At 62.4% G+C, this 17,628-nt stretch carries 13 protein-coding genes and 1 riboswitch; of the genes, 9 read left to right on the plus strand and 4 right to left on the minus strand.

The features are described 5' to 3' along the window. Positions 1-26 precede the first annotated feature (26 nt). Complete coding sequence (locus CUJ91_RS24575; protein WP_114157389.1) at positions 27-974, plus strand: TauD/TfdA dioxygenase family protein; 948 nt, start codon at positions 27-29, stop codon at positions 972-974. Positions 975-1,016: 42 nt separating this feature from the next. Here CUJ91_RS24575 and CUJ91_RS24580 read toward each other — a convergent pair whose 3' ends face one another. Next, positions 1,017-1,475: an MEKHLA domain-containing protein gene (locus tag CUJ91_RS24580; protein ID WP_044021358.1), complete on the minus strand. Its 459-nt coding sequence runs from the start codon at positions 1,473-1,475 to the stop codon at positions 1,017-1,019. Positions 1,476-1,773: 298 nt separating this feature from the next. Next, a riboswitch (guanidine-I (ykkC/yxkD leader) is annotated at positions 1,774-1,873 on the plus strand. Positions 1,874-1,932: 59 nt separating this feature from the next. On the opposite strand from CUJ91_RS24580, the gene CUJ91_RS24585 reads away from it, so the two are divergent. From CUJ91_RS24585 to atzF, 7 genes are all read left to right on the plus strand, one after another. Further along, positions 1,933-3,003 carry a putative urea ABC transporter substrate-binding protein gene (locus CUJ91_RS24585; RefSeq protein WP_006050349.1) on the plus strand — a complete coding sequence of 357 codons (1,071 nt, stop codon included), beginning with the start codon at positions 1,933-1,935 and terminating at the stop codon, positions 3,001-3,003. 35 nt (positions 3,004-3,038) lie between these two features. Continuing rightward, entirely contained in the window at positions 3,039-3,851 is an 813-nt protein-coding gene (locus tag CUJ91_RS24590; protein WP_107707875.1) for an ABC transporter permease, read from the plus strand. Beyond that, on the plus strand, positions 3,848-4,639 hold the full coding sequence (locus tag CUJ91_RS24595; RefSeq protein ID WP_006050351.1) for an ABC transporter ATP-binding protein: 792 nt from the start codon (positions 3,848-3,850) through the stop codon (positions 4,637-4,639). The genes CUJ91_RS24590 and CUJ91_RS24595 overlap by 4 nt, the downstream gene beginning before the upstream one ends. A gap of 16 nt (positions 4,640-4,655) precedes the next feature. After that, entirely contained in the window at positions 4,656-5,360 is a 705-nt protein-coding gene (locus CUJ91_RS24600; protein WP_006050352.1) for an urea amidolyase associated protein UAAP1, read from the plus strand. Positions 5,361-5,375: 15 nt separating this feature from the next. After that, positions 5,376-6,017, plus strand: a complete 642-nt coding sequence (locus CUJ91_RS24605) for an urea amidolyase associated protein UAAP2 (RefSeq protein ID WP_006050353.1) — start codon at positions 5,376-5,378, stop codon at positions 6,015-6,017. A 184-nt stretch (positions 6,018-6,201) separates the two neighbouring features. Further along, the gene (gene uca, locus CUJ91_RS24610; protein WP_114157390.1) at positions 6,202-9,804 is read left to right on the plus strand and encodes an urea carboxylase; all 3,603 of its coding nucleotides are present in this window, start codon (positions 6,202-6,204) and stop codon (positions 9,802-9,804) included. A 20-nt stretch (positions 9,805-9,824) separates the two neighbouring features. After that, entirely contained in the window at positions 9,825-11,630 is a 1,806-nt protein-coding gene (gene atzF, locus CUJ91_RS24615) for an allophanate hydrolase (protein WP_114157391.1), read from the plus strand. A 5-nt stretch (positions 11,631-11,635) separates the two neighbouring features. Here the strand turns inward: atzF and CUJ91_RS24620 are convergent, their stop codons facing one another. From CUJ91_RS24620 to CUJ91_RS24630, 3 genes are all read right to left on the minus strand, one after another. Continuing rightward, positions 11,636-12,814: a fumarylacetoacetate hydrolase family protein gene (locus CUJ91_RS24620; protein WP_114157392.1), complete on the minus strand. Its 1,179-nt coding sequence runs from the start codon at positions 12,812-12,814 to the stop codon at positions 11,636-11,638. A gap of 76 nt (positions 12,815-12,890) precedes the next feature. Beyond that, positions 12,891-14,675, minus strand: coding sequence for an IlvD/Edd family dehydratase (locus CUJ91_RS24625; protein WP_006050357.1), 1,785 nt, complete (start codon positions 14,673-14,675; stop codon positions 12,891-12,893). Between the two features lie 158 nt (positions 14,676-14,833). Beyond that, positions 14,834-15,889 (minus strand): LacI family DNA-binding transcriptional regulator, encoded by a 1,056-nt coding sequence (locus tag CUJ91_RS24630; protein WP_175130893.1) that lies wholly within the window; start codon positions 15,887-15,889, stop codon positions 14,834-14,836. Between the two features lie 352 nt (positions 15,890-16,241). On the opposite strand from CUJ91_RS24630, the gene CUJ91_RS24635 reads away from it, so the two are divergent. After that, the gene (locus tag CUJ91_RS24635) at positions 16,242-17,594 is read left to right on the plus strand and encodes an MFS transporter (protein WP_114157393.1); all 1,353 of its coding nucleotides are present in this window, start codon (positions 16,242-16,244) and stop codon (positions 17,592-17,594) included. Positions 17,595-17,628: the final 34 nt, after the last annotated feature.

Here is a 17,628-nt window from a genome sequence, read left to right on the forward strand (position 1 = left end):
CCCTGTTCTCTTTCCAGGAGCCTCGCATGAGCGCAGCCGCATTGCAGGACACGCAGTCGATTCAGGTGAACCCGCTTTCCGCGCACATCGGCGCGGAAATTCATGGTGTCGATCTCACGCAAAAACTCGATGCGCGGCAAGTCGCGGAAATTCGCGCGGCGCTTCTTAGATGGCGCGTCGTGTTCTTTCGCGAGCAGTTTCTGACGCACGAGCAGCACATCGCTTTCTCGGCGCAGTTCGGCGAGCTGACGGTGGGGCATCCCGTGTTCGGCCACGTCGACGGTCATGCGGAAATCTACTCGATCTCGAAGTATCGCCAGGCAACGCGTTTCGAAGGGCAAACGCTGCTGCGTCCGTGGACCGGCTGGCACACCGACGTGACGGCCGCCGTCAATCCGCCTTGGGCGTCGATCCTGCGCGGCGTGACGATTCCGCCGTATGGCGGCGACACGCAGTGGACCAACCTCGTGGCTGCGTATCAGAAGCTCTCCGCGCCGTTGCGCGCGTTCGTCGACGGTCTGCGCGGCCTTCACCGCTTTGCGCCGCCCGCCGGCGCAAGCGGAACGGAAGCATTCGTCAAAGCCGTCGAGCAACGCATTCTCGTGACCGAGCATCCGCTCGTGAGAGTGCATCCGGAAACCGGCGAGCGCGCGCTCTATGTGAGCCCGAGCTTCCTGAAGTCGATCGTCGGCGTGACGCCGCGCGAAAGCCAGGCGCTGCTCGAACTGCTCTGGGAACATGTGACGCGGCCGGAGTTCACCATGCGCTTCAAATGGGAAGCAGGCAGCGTCGCCTTCTGGGACAACCGCGCGACGGCTCACCTCGCGCCCACCGATATTTTCGATCTCGAGTTCGACCGGCAGTTGTATCGCACGACGCTGGTCGGCGATGTGCCGGTCGGGCCGGACGGTACGCCTTCGGTGGCGATTGAAGGCTCGCCGGTGAGCGCTGCGGCCGCGGTCGCGTTGAACTGAGTGCGATGCCGAGCCGAGGCGACGCGAGGAAAGACGATGCGCTCAGAGGTCGCGCGTGCGCGGAATCACGACCGCCTGGCCATGCAGTTTGCCTTGCTCATCGAGAAGCTGCCACAGCGTGGCTTCCTCGATCATGAAGCGCCGGCCTGACTGCGTCACGCGCACGCCCTTGTAGCCCGCTTCATAACCGAGCCGCTCCACGCGTGCAAGGAACTGCTGCCGCTCCTCGCGATTCGGGGCTTCTGCCGAGAGCCGGGACGGCAGCCTGGTGATTTCGTCCCAGCTATATTCGAAGCGGCGCTGCGCCGCCTTGTTGCCATAGATAAAGACCGGATCGGGATCGGTGTTGTGCGCAAGCACGGCGAACGGCGCGTGCTCGTAAAGCCATTCGGCGGCGTCGGCGGCAGACATGGGCTGCGGCACCAGCGGGACGCCGAGCAAGCGGGTGTAACTATCGCTGAGAAGCTGGTAGAAAGCGGGATCGCGGTGGAGTGGGGTCATCCAGGGCATCGTTACGGAGATCGGGGTCTCTGGGCAATGAAAGGCGTCTACGATACAGCATGCCCGTCACGTCCGTCATGCCGGCGAGCGCCCCGCTCGGCAATTGAAACTCATCATCAAGCCCACACCATCAGTGCACGCATGCGGTGCGATTCCGGCATGCGCCGGTGCGCGCAATCACCGGAACGGGGCGCAAACGCACTGTGACATCGCCAGATACGGCGATTTCCGCGTGGCACGCTTCTCGCTCTAAAAGGAGCGCAAGGAGCCGGCGCCTCATCCGGTTCAACACAATCTGGAAATGGACGGCTAGGGTTCCGGCCTGCTTCACGCAGGCGCTGGTCCGAGAGCTGTCGACCTCAGGCGAGGTTACACGGCGGGACAAAAGCCCGGGAGAGAACGCGATGTTTTGCGCTGCTCCCTGCCGTCGCTAACCGTCCCTTCCGAGGTCAACCTCATGCGCAAGCTCGTACGCTTTCTCGGCATCGCCGCCGTCTCCCTCGCGGCTTTCGCTTCCACCTCCGCATCCGCCGCGGGCCGCACCGACTTCAAGGTTTGCTGGACCATCTACGCCGGCTGGATGCCGTGGGGCCAGGCGAAGACTCAGGGCATCGTCTCCAAGTGGGCCAAGAAGTACGGCATCAATGTCGATGTCGTGCAACTGAACGACTACGTCGAATCCATCAACCAGTACACCGCCGGCAAGTTCGACGGCTGCGCGATGACCAACATGGATGCGCTGACCATTCCGGCCTCGGGCGGCGTGGACTCGACGGCGCTGATCGTCAGCGACTACTCGAACGGCAACGATGGCGTGCTCATCAAGGGCAAGGGCAAGCAGATCGCCGACCTGAAGGGCAAGCAGATCAACCTCGTGCAGTTCTCCGTCTCGCACTACCTGCTGGCACGCGCGCTCGAAAGCGCGCATATGAGCGAGCGCGACCTCAAGGTGGTGAACACGTCCGACGCCGACATCTCCGGCGCATTCGCAACGCCTGCCGTGCAGAACACGGTGACGTGGAACCCGATGCTCGCGGACCTGAAGGCGCAGCCGAACGTCACCGAAGTCTTCGACTCGAGCAAGATCCCCGGCGAAATCATGGACATGATGGTCGTCAACACGAAGACGCTGCACGACAACCCCGCACTCGGCAAAGCGCTGACAGGCGCATGGTTTGAAATGGTCGCGCTGATGCACGCGAACAACGCCGACAGCAGCGCCGCGCTCACCGCAATGGCCAAGGCTTCGGGCACCGACCTCGCGGGCTTCAAGGGCCAACTGTCCACCACCGCCCTCTTCTACACGCCGAAAGCCGCACTCGATTTTGTCACCAGCCCCGAGATGCCGAAGATCATGACGCGCGTCGCCAGATTTTCGTTCGATCATGGCCTGCTCGGCCAGGATGCGAAAAGCGCGGACGTGGTCGGCATGGCGTTCGACAAAGGCGTCGTGATCGGCAACAAGAGCAACGTGAAGCTGCGCTTCGATCCGACCTACGTCGAAATGGCCGCGGCCGGCAAGCTGTAAGCGAGACATTCACGCATTCGACAAGGCGGCCATTCATGCGACTCATCAATCGACATCCCAGCCGAAGCGGCGGCCTCATGCTGCTGGTGATGCCGTTCATCGTGCTGATTGCGGTGTATTTCACGGGGTCGTCGATGCGGCTTGCAGTCAATCCCGACGACAAGCTGCTGCCCGCCGCGACGCAGATGAGCGAAGCCATCAAGCAAGCCGCTTTCACCGAAGACAAACGCACGGGCGAATACCTGCTGTGGGCCGACACGGTTTCGAGCTTGCGGCGGCTCGGTATCGGCCTCCTGGTGAGTGCCGCGATTGCGCTGGCAGCGGCCATTGCGACCGGCTCGTTTCCGCTCGTCAGCGCGACGTTTTCGCCGTTCATCACGGTCGTTTCGATGATCCCGCCGCTCGCCGTGCTGCCGATTCTGTTCATCGTGTTCGGGCTCGACGAGTTGTCGAAGGTGGTGCTGATCGTGATCGGCATTACGCCGATGATCATTCGCGATCTGCATTCGCGCGCCCGCGAAATTCCGGCCGAATTGTGGGTCAAGGCGCAAACGCTCGGCGCCAATAGCTGGACGTTGATTCTGCGTCTCGTGCTGCCGCAGTTGCTGCCGCGTCTGCTGGTGGCGATCCGTCTGTCGCTCGGCGCCGCGTGGCTCTTTCTGATCGCGGCGGAAGCGATCGCGTCGACCGATGGCCTCGGCTACCGCATTTTCCTCGTGCGCCGCTACCTCGCGATGGACCTGATCCTGCCTTACGTCGCGTGGATCACGCTGCTCGCGTGGCTGATCGACGAGTGCCTGCGCCGCGTGACGCAGTGGTCGTTTCCCTGGTTCGGAGGCGCACGATGATCGAAGTCCGCAACGTGTGGAAGGAATACGGCGATCAGGTCGTGCTCGAACGATTGAACCTGCGTATCGAAGCGGGCGAGTTCTGTTCGCTGGTCGGCGCGTCGGGTTGCGGCAAGTCGACGTTCCTGCGGCTTCTGCTCGGCCAGGAGCGCGCGACGCGCGGCGACATTCTGCTCGACGGTCAACCGTTGCCCGCAGAGCCCGACGCGCATCGCGGCGTGGTGTTTCAGCGCTATTCGGTATTCGATCACCTCACGGTGCTTCGCAACGTGATGCTTGGGCTCGAGCTGCCGCGCGCGACATTCACCGGCCGGCTGTTCGGCGCGCAACGGCGTGCCGCGCGTGACGAGGCCGCGGCGATGCTCGACCGCGTCGGCCTCGGCGCGGCGTTGGACAAGTATCCGCAGCAACTGTCGGGCGGCATGCAGCAGCGCCTCGCGATCGCGCAGGCGCTGATGATGAAGCCGCGCGTGTTGCTGCTCGATGAACCGTTCGGCGCGCTCGATCCCGGCATCCGCAAGGACATGCATGACTTGCTGCTGAGCCTGTGGCGCGAATCGAAGCTCACCGTCTTCATGGTCACGCACGATCTGAAGGAAGGCTTCACGCTCGGCAGCCGCGTGCTGGTATTCGACAAGGTTCGCGTCGATCCGCAGGCGCCCGGTGCCTACGGCGCGCGCATCACCTACAACATTCCGCTCGACCACAGCCGCGATTCGGCCTCGTCCCTCCATATGGCTCAGGCCGTGGTGGAAGGTGCATCGCGTGTCGAAGCGGTCTCAGCCTGACAGGAATCTCAACATCATGGATCTGCTACTCGAAGAAACCGTCCCCGGCGGCGGGCATGCATCGCTGATCGTCAAGCGCGGCCAGTCGTTGCGCGTGACCGATCTGCGCGGCGGCGCGAACGTCAGCGTGCTGCTGTTCAATGCAACGGAGAAAAGCGAACGGCTCAACCTGCCCGATACGCTCAAGTGCCAGCACACGGCGAAGCTCACGGCCGGCCATTGCCTGTACTCCGACATGGGCCGCGTGCTCGCCGCCATCGTGGCGGATACGTGCGGCTGGCATGACAGCATCGGCGGCGTATCGAATGCGGACGAAGTGCAGGAACGCTACGGTGTGGGCCGCTATCAGGAACGACGCAATGCGTTCTATCGAAACGGCGCCGACAACCTGCTCGTCGAAATGGGCAAGTGGGGACTCGGCATTCAGGACCTGCTGATGACGCTCAATCTGTTCAGCCGCGTCGACGTGACGGATGCGGGCGCGCTCGACTTCGTAGCGGGCAATTCGAAGGCCGGCGACTACGTCGATCTTTACGCGCCGATGAACACGCTCGTCGTGCTCACCGCGATCCAGCATCCGCTCGACCCGAATCCGGAATACGCGCCGAAGCCGGTCAAGCTCGAGTTGAGCCGCGCCGAGCCAGGCGTCGCCGAAATCTGCCGAACCGCCTGCGAGGAAAACGTGCGCGGCTTCATTAATACCGATCGTTTCTTTCTTTGAGCGGAGCGCGACACCATGACAACGACGCTGACCGTCAGCGATAAACGCCCCGAACACGCGGTCTTTCGCGAGACACTCGCGGCCGGCGAGCCGTGGCTTCACGAACTCAAAGCCGGGCAGACGCTGCGCATTCTCGATCTGGAAGGCAATCAGGCTGTCGATACGCTGTTCTACAGCCTCGCCGATCCGCGCGAGCGCTTCGATCCGCAACGCACGCTGCGTCGTCAGAAAAGCCTTTATCTGACGACCGGCACCGTGCTGTATTCGAACCTCGGCAATCCGCTGCTGACGATCGTCGCCGATACGTGCGGCCGTCACGACACACTCGGCGGAGCGTGCGCGCAGGAAAGCAACACCGTGCGTTACGCGCTCGAAAAGCGCTACATGCATAGCTGCCGCGATAACTACCTGCGCGCGTGCGCGCACGACGGACGCTTATCGAAGCAGGACATCGGCGCGAACATCAACTTCTTCATGAACGTTCCGGTGACGTCCGAAGGCGGCCTCACATTCGAGGACGGCATTTCGGCGCCAGGCAAGTACGTCGAATTGCGCGCGGAAATGGACGTGATCGTGCTGATCTCCAACTGCCCGCAGTTGAACAATCCGTGCAACGCCTACAACCCGACTCCCGCGGAGCTGCTGATATGGAACTGACGCGTGTTCGCCACTGGCTTTACTATGTCATGCTGGTTCGCTCGGGACGATGCTGTCGCTGCACGCGCGAGCAACTGACTCGAGCGGATCGATAAAGCCTCTTTGAAGCCGGTCTCTGCCGCGGACGACCGCGGCATGCATTCCCACGTGGCGGGACGGCCCGCCCACGAATCAAGCTCCCTTCATGTTCGAGAAAATCCTGATCGCGAATCGCGGCGCGATTGCGTGCCGCATCCTTAGAACGCTGCGCGAACTTCAAGTAACGGGTGTCGCGGTTTATGCCGAAGCGGATCGCGCGAGCCGTCATGTGAGCGAGGCGCCTGTTGCGCATGGTCTCGGCGACGGACCAGCAGCGGCGACCTACCTCGATGTGCAAAAGATTCTCGAGATCGCTCGCCGCGAGAACGTTCAGGCGATTCATCCGGGCTATGGTTTCCTGTCGGAGAACGCGAGCTTCGGCGAAGCGTGCGAAGCGGCAGGCATCGCGTTTATCGGACCGACGCCCGCGCAATTGCGGGCATTCGGCCTCAAGCACACGGCTCGCGCGATCGCGGCGGAACAAGGCGTGCCGATGCTCGAAGGCACGGGCCTGCTCGACGATCTTGCGGCGGCGCTCGATGCAGCGGCATCGATCGGCTATCCGGTGATGCTGAAAAGCACGGCGGGCGGCGGTGGTATCGGCATGCGGGTGTGCTGGAACGTCGACGAACTGACCGCGCATTTCGACGTGGTCAAACGGCTCGGCCAGAACAATTTCAGCGACGCCGGCGTGTTCCTCGAAAAGTATATCGAGCGGGCGCGGCATCTCGAAGTGCAGGTGTTCGGCGACGGGCGCGGCGATGCGATTGCGCTCGGCGTGCGCGATTGCTCGGTGCAGCGGCGCAACCAGAAAGTACTCGAGGAAACGCCGGCGCCGTGTTTGCCGGACGGCATGCCGGCCGCATTGTGCGACGCCGCGGTGAAGCTCGCCAAAGCGGTGAGTTATCGCTCGGCCGGCACCGTGGAATTCGTCTACGACAGCGCCGCGCAGCGCTTCTACTTTCTCGAAGTGAACACGCGCCTGCAAGTCGAGCATGGTGTGACCGAACAGGTCTGGGGCGTCGATCTCGTACGCTGGATGATCGAACTCGCTGCGGGCACGCTTGCGCCGCTGCAAGAACTCGCAGCGGGATTGAAGCCGCAAGGACACGCTATTCAGGCGCGTCTTTATGCGGAGGACCCAGGCCGCGATTTCAAGCCGAGCCCCGGCCTATTGACCGACGTCGCGTTTCCAACCGCCGACGGTCGCGCGCTGCGCATCGATACATGGATCGAAGCGGGTTGCGAAGTACCGCCCTACTTCGATCCGATGCTGGCGAAGGTGATCGCGTGGTCGCCGACGCGCGACGAGGCACGCCGTTCACTCGGTCAGGCATTGCAGAACACGCGCATCTATGGCGTCGAAACGAATCGCGACTATCTCCGGCAGATTCTCGACGACCAGCCGTTTGCGTCGGGCGAACCGTGGACGCGCTGCCTCGAAGGCCTTCACTATCGCGCGACCACCGTCGAAGTGGTGAGCGGCGGCACGCAGACGACCGTGCAGGATCATCCGGGACGTCTTGGCTATTGGGCAGTCGGCATTCCGCCTTCGGGTCCGATGGATGACCGCGCGCTGCGGCTCGGCAACCGGCTCCTCGGCAATGCGGCAGACGCAGCCGCGCTCGAAATCACCATGAGCGGCCCGACGTTGCGTTTCAACACGGACGCCGTCGTGGCGGTGACGGGCGCGCATCTGTCCGTATCGCTCGACGACATCGAGCAGCCGTTGAACACGACGCTGTTTGTTCGCGCCGGTTCGACGCTCGCGCTCGGCACGATCCGCGGCGCCGGCGCGCGTGCGTATCTGTGCGTGCGTGGCGGCTTCGATGTCGCGATGTATCTCGGCAGCCGCAGCACGTTCACGCTCGGCCAGTTCGGCGGACATGGCGGGCGAGCGTTGCGGGCGGGCGACGTGCTGCATCTTCACGCACTCTGCGACGACAGTGCGGGCGTTGCGCTTGCCAATGTTCCGAAGCTGGAAACCGTGCGGACGCTGCGCGTGATTTATGGTCCGCATGGCGCGCCGGAGTATTTCACGCCGCGTTATATAGAACGGTTCTTCGACACCGAATGGGAAATTCATTTCAATTCGAGCCGTACCGGCGTGCGTCTGATCGGACCGAAGCCCGAGTGGGCGCGCGAGGACGGCGGCGAGGCCGGGCTGCATCCGTCGAACATTCACGATAATCCGTATGCGGTGGGCGCCGTCGATTTCACCGGCGACATGCCCGTGATTCTCGGTCCCGATGGTCCGAGTCTTGGCGGCTTCGTTTGTCCGGTGACGATTATCGAGGCGGACTTGTGGCAAATCGGCCAGTTGAAAGCCGGTGACAAAGTGCGCTTCGTACCCGTTCGAATCGATGAAGCGCGCGAGGCGGCACAACAACGTCTGCGCGAATTGCAGACGCTCGAATTCGATGCGAAGCCGGTTCCTATCGCGAACGCAGCACCGCTCGTATCGCCGGTCGTGCTCGATACCGGCGCGGATCGCGAACGGCTCGTCGCGCGAGTATCCGGCGACACGCATCTGCTGCTCGAAATCGGTCCCGCAGAACTCGACCTCGTATTGCGTTTTCGCGGTCACGCGTTGATGCAGTCACTCGAAGCGATGGCATTGCCCGGCGTGATCGATCTGACGCCCGGCATCCGCTCGCTGCAGATTCACTATCAACCTGAACGCTTGCCGTTGCAGCAGTTGCTCGCGATCGTCGAGCGTGCATGGCAGCATGTTCTGTTGCAGAAGGACTTGCGCGCGCCGTCACGCATCGTGCATCTTCCGCTGTCCTGGGACGATCCCGCGTGCCGGCTCGCCATCGACAAATACATGACGACGGTGCGCAAGGACGCGCCGTGGTGTCCGAGCAATCTGGAGTTTATCCGCCGCATCAACGACCTCGATTCGATCGACGCCGTGAAGCAGATCGTCTTCGATGCGAGTTATCTTGTGATGGGACTCGGCGATGTCTATCTCGGCGCGCCGGTCGCGACGCCGCTCGATCCGCGTCATCGGCTGGTGACGACCAAGTACAACCCGGCGCGTACGTGGACGGCCGAGAACTCGGTGGGCATCGGCGGCGCGTATCTCTGCGTGTATGGCATGGAAGGGCCTGGCGGCTATCAGTTCGTCGGCCGCACGTTGCAGATGTGGAATCGCTATCGCGACGTTGCCGAGTTCGCGGGGCGCCCGTACCTGCTGCGCTTTTTCGATCAGATCCGTTTCTACGAAGTCACTGCCGACGAGTTGCAGCGCATCCGCGCGGACTTTCCGCTGGGGCGTTATCCGCTGAAGATCGAAGAGACTGAACTGTCGCTGGCGGATTATCAAACGTTTCTCACGCGCGAAGCGGCCGGCATCGAGCAATTCCGCGTGCGTCAGCAAGCGGCGTTTCAGGCCGAGCGCGAACGATGGCGCGAAGCGGGATCGGCGGAGGAAAGTTTCGAGCCGCCTGTCGCTGACGATGCGGAACTCGCGCCGCTCAAAGACGGCGACATCGCCGTGGACAGCGAGATCGCGGGCAGCCTCTGGCAAGTGCGCGTGAATTCCGGCGATACGGTTGAGGCCGGCGACGTGCTGCTCGTCATCGAGTCGATGAAGATGGAGATCTCCGTGTGCGCGCCGTGCGCGGGGACTGTCGGCGAGATTTATGTGGCGCCCGGCTCCGCGGTGCGGGCGGGGCAACGCGTCGCGGTAATCGAACGCCTTTAAACCTTCCTGGAAAATTATCCATGTCTTCATTCGATTTGCGCCTCTCCACGCTGCGCGCCGCTTACCTTAACGGGACGATGACGCCGCGCAAGCTGATCGGCGAACTGCTGGCGAAAGCGGCTGCACTGAATCCCGAGTTTCATTTGTTCATCCACCTTCTGAGCGAGGCGGAAATTGCGCCGTATCTGGAATGGCTCGACACTCAGGATGTCGAATCATTGCCTCTCTACGGCATTCCGTTCGCGATCAAGGACAACATCGACCTGGCCGGTATTCCGACTACCGCAGCGTGCCCTGCTTTCGCCTATACGCCCGCCGGGTCGGCGACGCTCGTTGCGCAGTTGATCGCGCTCGGCGCCGTGCCGCTCGGCAAGACCAATCTCGACCAGTTCGCTACCGGCCTGAACGGCACGCGTTCGCCATACGGCAAGTGCCGCAACAGCGTGCATCCCGAGTATCCGTCGGGTGGATCGAGCGCGGGCTCGTCGCTGGCCGTCGCGCTCGGTGTCGCGAGCTTCGCGCTTGGCACCGACACAGCCGGCTCGGGCCGCGTGCCGGCGGGCCTGAACAATCTCGTCGGGCTCAAGGCGACCAAGGGTCTGCTATCGACAGCCGGCGTCGTGCCGGCTTGCCGCACGCTCGATTGCGTGACCTATTTCACGGCGACCCCGCGCGAAGCCAGCGAACTGCTCGCGCTCACCGCGCACGCCGATCCTCGCGACGCATACAGCCGCAGAAATCCGCAATGGAACGACGCGCGCGCGTTCGGCAAGCTGACCACGTTCCGCTTCGGCGTGCCGTCGAAGCTCGAATTCGCGGGCTGCGCCGAAAGCCCGGCGTTGTTCGCGAAGGCCCGCGCGATGCTCGAAGCCGCGGGTGGCGAAGCCGTCGAAATCGACTTCGCGCCGTTCGTCGAAGCAGCGAATCTGCTTTATCAAGGGCCGTGGGTCGCGGAGCGCTACACCGTCGCGGGAGAGTTGATCGAGGCTAATCAAGACGCTGTGTTACCGGTGATTCGCGACGTACTCGCGAAAGCGCCCGGTGCCACCGCGGTCGAGCTTTTTCGCGCGCAATATCGTCTGCAAGCGCTGAAGGTCACGTGCGACGCCGCGCTTGAATCCGTGGACTTCGTTCTCACGCCGACCTATCCGCGTCCCGTTACGTTAGCGGAACTGGAGCGCGACCCGATCGGACCGAACTCGCTGCTCGGCTACTACACGAACTTCATGAATCTGCTCGACTATGCAGCGGTGGCGACGCCGACCGCATTCATGAAAAATGGCTTGCCGTGGGGCGTGACCGTGTTCGGTCGCGCGTTCACGGATCAGTATCTGTTGAGCGTGGCGGACACGTTACAGCGAATGAGCGGAGTCGAATGCGTGGGAGGCAATGCGCCTGATGCGAGCAACGGGCGAGCAGCAGCCAACGACCGCATACGCGTCGCGGTATGCGGCGCTCACATGCAGGGCCTGCCGCTCAATCGCGATCTGCTTCGTCGTGGCGCGCGCCTGGTGGAAGCGACGCAAACCGCTCCGCACTACCGCTTATCTGCACTGGCCGCCACGCCGGACGGCACGAGGCGGCCCGGCATGTGGCGAGTGCCCGATGGAGGCGCCGCGATCGCCGTCGAAGTATGGGAGATGCCGAGCCTGGAACTGGGCTCGTTCATCGCAACCATCCCGTCTCCGCTTGGGCTCGGCAAAGTCGAACTGGCGAACGGCACATGGGTGACAGGCTTTGTGTGCGAGCCGTATGGCGTGGAGTCCGGGGTCGACATCAGCGAGTTCGGCGGCTGGCGAGCGTGGCTCGCCAGCGAGCGCAAATAATGCGCTTAAAGCACGCCCCGCGACGCCAGGTTGCGATACAGCGCGCGCACCCCGAAAGTCCACGGGGCGACCTCGGTACTCAGGCGCACCGTGTTGATTAGCGCACCGAGTTCCGGCGTCGAGATGGTCACCTTGTCGCCAAGGTGATGCGTGAAGCCGCCGCCCTTCGTGTCGCGGTCCTTGATAGGCGAAAACATCGTGCCGAGGAACAGCATGAAACCATCGGGATACTGGTGATGGCGCCCCCACGTCTGCGCGACGAGATCCTCGGGGTCGCGACTGATCTCGCTCATGTGGCTCACGCCCTCGAGGACAAAGCCATCGTCCGACCCTTCCACGCGCAGCGCAACGCTTGTCGCGCGGATCGAGTCGAGATGGAACGATTCGTCGAACAGACGCACGAAAGGACCGATCGAACAGGACGCGTTGTTGTCCTTGCATTTGCCCAGCAGCAGCGCCGAGCGCCCTTCTATGTCGCGCAGATTGACGTCGTTCCCTAAAGTCGCGCCGACAATTTCTCCGCGGCTGTTGACCGCAAGAACGATCTCCGGCTCCGGGTTGTTCCAGTTCGACGCAGCCAGCAATCCGACGTCTGCGCCGAAACCTACTGCGGACATCGGCTGCGATTTCGAAAATACTTCGGCATCCGGACCAATTCCGACTTCCATGTACTGCGACCATGCGCCGCGTCGTTCGAGTTCCGCCTTGAGCTTCATCGCTGCTTCCGAACCCGGCTTGATTTTGGACAAGTCGGTTCCGATAGTCGCGGCGATGGTTTGCCGCACTTCTTGCGCTTTGCTGGCGTCTCCGCCCGCCTGCTCTTCAATCACGCGCTCGATGAGGCTCACCGCGAACGTGACGCCGCATGCCTTGATCGCCTGCACGTCATTGGGCGCAAGCAGTCGCGGTGCGTGTTCCTGCACAGCGCCCAGGTTCGCTTCCACCAGTGTCTGAACAGAGCCGAGCGCTTCGCCCGCAACCGTCCGCGCAAACTGAACGACGTCTTCACGATCGAACAGATCGGCCGTGGTGGGCGCGCTCGCGGTTATATCCAGCACTTCGCCGTTGCGGACCACGACGACCGACGGCCCTTCATACGCGGCGGTTTTGCGCCAGACGCGGCCGACAAGCAGCGCCCGCTCGACATCGTGCGGCAGATAGTTGGTAGCGAATCGTGAAGTCATGGTAGCGATTGTCTCCGTGTATGTTGGCAGATCATGTCGGCGCAACGTATCGCCGATTGAAGTCAGTGTCGATAGTTTAGTGGGAATGCCGCGGGTTGCCGCGCTCCTCGATCACTTTCAGATAGAGCGTCGCGGGCTCGAGGCATCCGCCCGTGGACAACTGGCCGACGGTTTGCCGATATAGCTCTTGCCACGGGGTCTGTGCCGGCGGAATCGAGATGCTGACTGTCTCGCGGCGGCGTGCAAGCTCTTCGTCATCGACCAGCACGTTCACCGAACGCGCGTTCAGGTCGACACGCACGCGGTCGCCCGTTTGCAGCAGAGAGAGTCCGCCGCCCACGGCCGCCTCGGGCGACATGTTGAGGATCGAAGGACTCGCCGAGGTTCCGCTTTGCCGGCCGTCGCCCATCGTCGGAAGAGACGTTATGCCCTGGCGCACGAGCGCGGCGGGAGGCGCCATGTTGACGACCTCGGCGCTGCCCGGATAACCCACGGTGCCCGCGCCGCGGATAACGAGAATGCAGTGCTGGTCGATCTCGAGCGACGGGTCGTTGATGCGCGCGTGATAATCCTCGGGTCCCTCGAACACGATTGCCCTTGCTTCGAAGGCGTTTTCCGCACCGGGCTCGCTCAGATAGGTATTGCGGAAAGCATCGCCGACGACCGACATCTTCATGATCGCGCTGTCGAAGAAGTTGCCCGACAGCACGATAAAACCAGCGCCATGCTTGAGCGGCTCGTCGGTGGTCTTGATGACTTCACGGTCCGGTTCGGCTGCACGATCGGCGATAGCACCAACGAACTCGCCCGACACGGTCAAGCACTCACGATGCACGAGGCCAGCGCGGTCCAACTCGCGTAGTACTGCGGGAACGCCGCCCGCGCGATGGAAGCTCTCGCCGAGATACTCGCCGGCGGGCATGCAATTGACGATAAGCGGCACGTTTTCGCCGACGCGCTGCCAGTCATCCAGACTCAGTTCGATACCCATATGACGGGCAATCGCGATCAGGTGCGGCGGACAATTACTCGACGCGCCCAGCGCCGACGCCACGACAATCGCGTTCTCGAATGCGGCCTTCGTCATGATCTTCGACGGCCGTACGTCGTCCCGCACGAGGTCGACGATACGCTTGCCGGTCGCATACGCCATCTGCCCTCGCTCCCTGTACGCTGCCGGGATGCTCGCGCAGCCAGGCAGCGACATGCCGAGCGCCTCGGCGAGACTGTTCATCGACAACGCCGTGCCCATCGTATTGCAATGACCAATGGACGGCGACGAGGCGGTGGTCAGTTCCATGAAGCCTTCGTAGTCGATCTCGCCCGCCGCGAGCAGATTGCGCGCGTGCCAGATGACCGTTCCCGACCCGACCCGTTTGCCGTGATGCCAGCCGTCGAGCATCGGGCCGCCCGACAACACGATGGCCGGCATATCGACCGTTGCGGCCGCCATCAGGCAAGCCGGCGTGGTCTTGTCGCAGCCCGTCGTCAGCACGACGCCATCCAGCGGGAAGCCGTGCAGGATTTCCACCAGACCGAGGTACGCGAGATTGCGGTCGAGCGCCGCCGTGGGACGGCGGCTCTGTTCCGCGAGCGGGTGAACCGGAAACTCCATCGGAATGCCGCCGGCGTCCCGAATGCCCGCCTTCGTGCGCGCCGCGAGTTCGATGTGGTGACGGTTGCACGGCGCGAGATCGCTGCCTGTCTGCGCAATACCGATGATCGGCCGGCCCGACTGCAATTCCTCGCGCGTGAGGCCATAGTTCATGAAGCGCTCAACGTAAAGCGCGGTCATGTCCGCATTGGCGGGGTCGTCGAACCATTCCTGGCTGCGCAACCGCCTTGAATTGAGTTGAGTCATCGCTTGTACTCCTCGTTCGATGTCTTGACGATATGGTAGCCACTATCGCCGTGATTGCCGCTTGCCTCTAGCTTCGTCGCGACATTTTTTGCAGGCGTTGTTATCGGTAACATTTTTGGATGTTATCACGCTGCGCGGGCATCGTGCAGCAGAAAAGGCTACGCGCTTTCGCGTGCAATGACGGTGTAATCGATGGTTAATTTGCGGCGCTGCGGCACCGCTTGTGCGCTGACCGAACCGAGCGACGACAGCAGTAGCTTGCCGGTGCGTGAGCCGATGCCATACGCGTCGACGGAGACCGTGGTAATGGTCGGATGACAGCAAACGGCAACTTCGAAATTGCCGAAGCCCGCCACTGCGATGTCCGCGGGAACGCTGAGCCCGCGGCGGTGGCATTGCATGATGGCGCCGAACGCCGACATGTCGCTCACGCACATGACGGCGTCGGTGTCGGGCCACTGTTCGAGAAGCGCGTCGAGCGCCGGAGCGCCGTGGCTCATCGTGATAGGCGACTCGCCGAAGCGGATCACGCGAGGCTCGCCGAGCCCTTGCGCTTTCATCTCCTGCTGATAGCCCTTCAGGCGCTCGAGACCGCGTCGATCGAGGTCGCTGGCGCCGGCCAGAAAACCTATCTTCCGGTAACCACGCTCCTTCAGATATCGGACCATCTCGCGCGCTGCGCGGGCGTTCGAAAAGCCCACTGCCATATCGATCGGATTCGCCGGCAAGTCCCACATTTCCACGACGGGTATGCGCGAGCGCTGGAGCAGTTGCCGTGTCCCTTCAGTGTGCTGCGAACCCGTCAGCGCGATGCAGCGAGGCTGGTATCGGAGCATTGAGCGAACCAGCCGTTCTTCGCGAACGAGGTCGTAGTCGGTGTCGCCTATCAGGAGTTGCAAGCCGTGTGGTTCGAGTGTGGCCGATAGTCCGCGCACCGTATCCGAGAAGTTGGAACTCGCCAGAGACGGCACCAGTACCGCGACAAACTCCGACCTGCCGGACGAGAGTGCGCCTGCCGCGGCGTCGGCCACGTAGCCGAGTTTGTCGATTGCCTGCTGCACGCGCTCGCGGGTTGCCGGCGCGACGCTGTGCCCGGCGAGTACGCGCGACACCGTCATCTTCGAAACGCCCGCGATGCGCGCAACGTCGGACATGCGAGGCGGGCTCGCTTGCGGGTCGCTGACGACACGGTCGTTGATGCGGGTAGTGCCCATCGGTCTCGGGGTTGGGTTGCCTGAATGTTGTTCGAATGTTGCCTGAATGCGCGAGTCGGCGGAATACGGCAGCACCGGCTGGCAGCGACTGAGCATGATACGACACTCGGTACGGGGCGCCTAAGTAGATTCCCCTGGCTTGCCGTTTTGGGCCGCGTCGTGCTACCTTCGTTACCGATAACATTTTCGCCGCCAGCAACGTTTCGTCCCGATATGTTATCGGTAACATAAATAGCAGCGCACGGCGAGCATGTATGAGCGGCACGACGTACCGGTGCATGACAACGAGATGCTAAAAGCGGTCTCCGCTTTAACGGGACCGTTCGAGACACACCAAAAAGGAGACAGTCCCATGCCAACCCTCACTCAGGCGGCAGCCGCGCCGGCGGTAGCCAACGAGGTCGAAGAACAGTTGTATCGCAAGGTCTTGAAGCGCATCCTGCCGTTGCTGCTTCTATGCTATGTCGTCGCGTATCTCGACCGCGTCAATGTCGGATTCGCGAAGCTGCAGATGCTCGACTCGCTCGGCTTCAGCGACGGCGTCTATGCCGTGGGCGCCAGCATTTTCTTCTGGGGCTACTTCTTCTTTGAAATGCCCAGCAATCTTCTTCTGCATCGCTACGGCGCGCGTTTCTGGATTGCACGGATCATGGTGACATGGGGCATCGTCTCCTCGTCACTCGCCTTCATTTCCCCGCTTTCGCACTTTTTTCATGTCGAGACTTCGACGATGTTTTACACGCTCCGGTTTCTGCTCGGAGTATGCGAGGCTGGGTTCTTTCCCGGCATCATCCTGTATATGAATTACTGGTTTCCGGCCAGGCGCCAAAGCGTGGCGATGTCTGGGTTCCTGATTGCCATTCCGGTCAGCCTGACGCTCGGCGGCATCGTCTCCGGCTGGTTGATGGAAAACACGCACGGTCTGCTCGGCATGGGAGGCTGGCAATGGATGCTCCTGCTCGAAGGCATTCCTTCTATTCTCGTCGCGTTCGTCGTGCTTTTCCGTATGGGCGACGGAATTCAATCGGCGACCTGGCTGACACAGTCCGAGAAGGCTTTGCTTCAAAGAAATCTCGAACAGGAAAGTGCTAAAAAGACCCACAGCGTTGGCGCTGCGCTGAGAAGCCCGCGCGTCTGGTTGCTGACGTTCATTCTTCTCACGTTCAATACCGGCTTTTACGGGTTGGCCTTCTGGCTGCCTTCTATCATCAAGGCTTCCGGTGTAAAGAGTACTTTGAACATTGGCCTGCTGACCGCCATTCCCTACCTTAGCGCCGTCGTGGCAATGCTTTGGAATGCATCGCACTCGCGCAAGACCGGGGAGCGCAGATTGCATGCGGCTATTCCTGCGTTCATCGGTGGCGTCGGCCTGATTTTGAGTGCGCTGTTCGCGAACAATGTTCCGGTGTCGATTGTGTTTCTGACGATTTCGACCTGCGCGATTCTCGGCCTGATGCCGATTTACTGGACCTTCCCAGGACAGATTCTTTCGGGCACCGCCGCTGCTGCGGGCATTGCGCTCATCAACTCCGTCGGCAACCTGTCCGGCTTCACGGGCTCGATGATTACGAGCATCGCTAAAGACCTGACCGGCAATATCAACAATGGTACGTACGCGCTTGGCGCATGCCTGCTTGTCAGTTGCGTGCTTATTTTGTCGATTCCGAAGAGCATGCTGAACAAGGACCCGGTTCAAGACGCATGAGCGAATCGTCGCTGGCGCGATCGGGAGTCACATC

The sequence above is a fragment of the Paraburkholderia graminis genome (assembly GCF_003330785.1).
GTDB classification, from domain to species: domain Bacteria; phylum Pseudomonadota; class Gammaproteobacteria; order Burkholderiales; family Burkholderiaceae; genus Paraburkholderia; species Paraburkholderia graminis.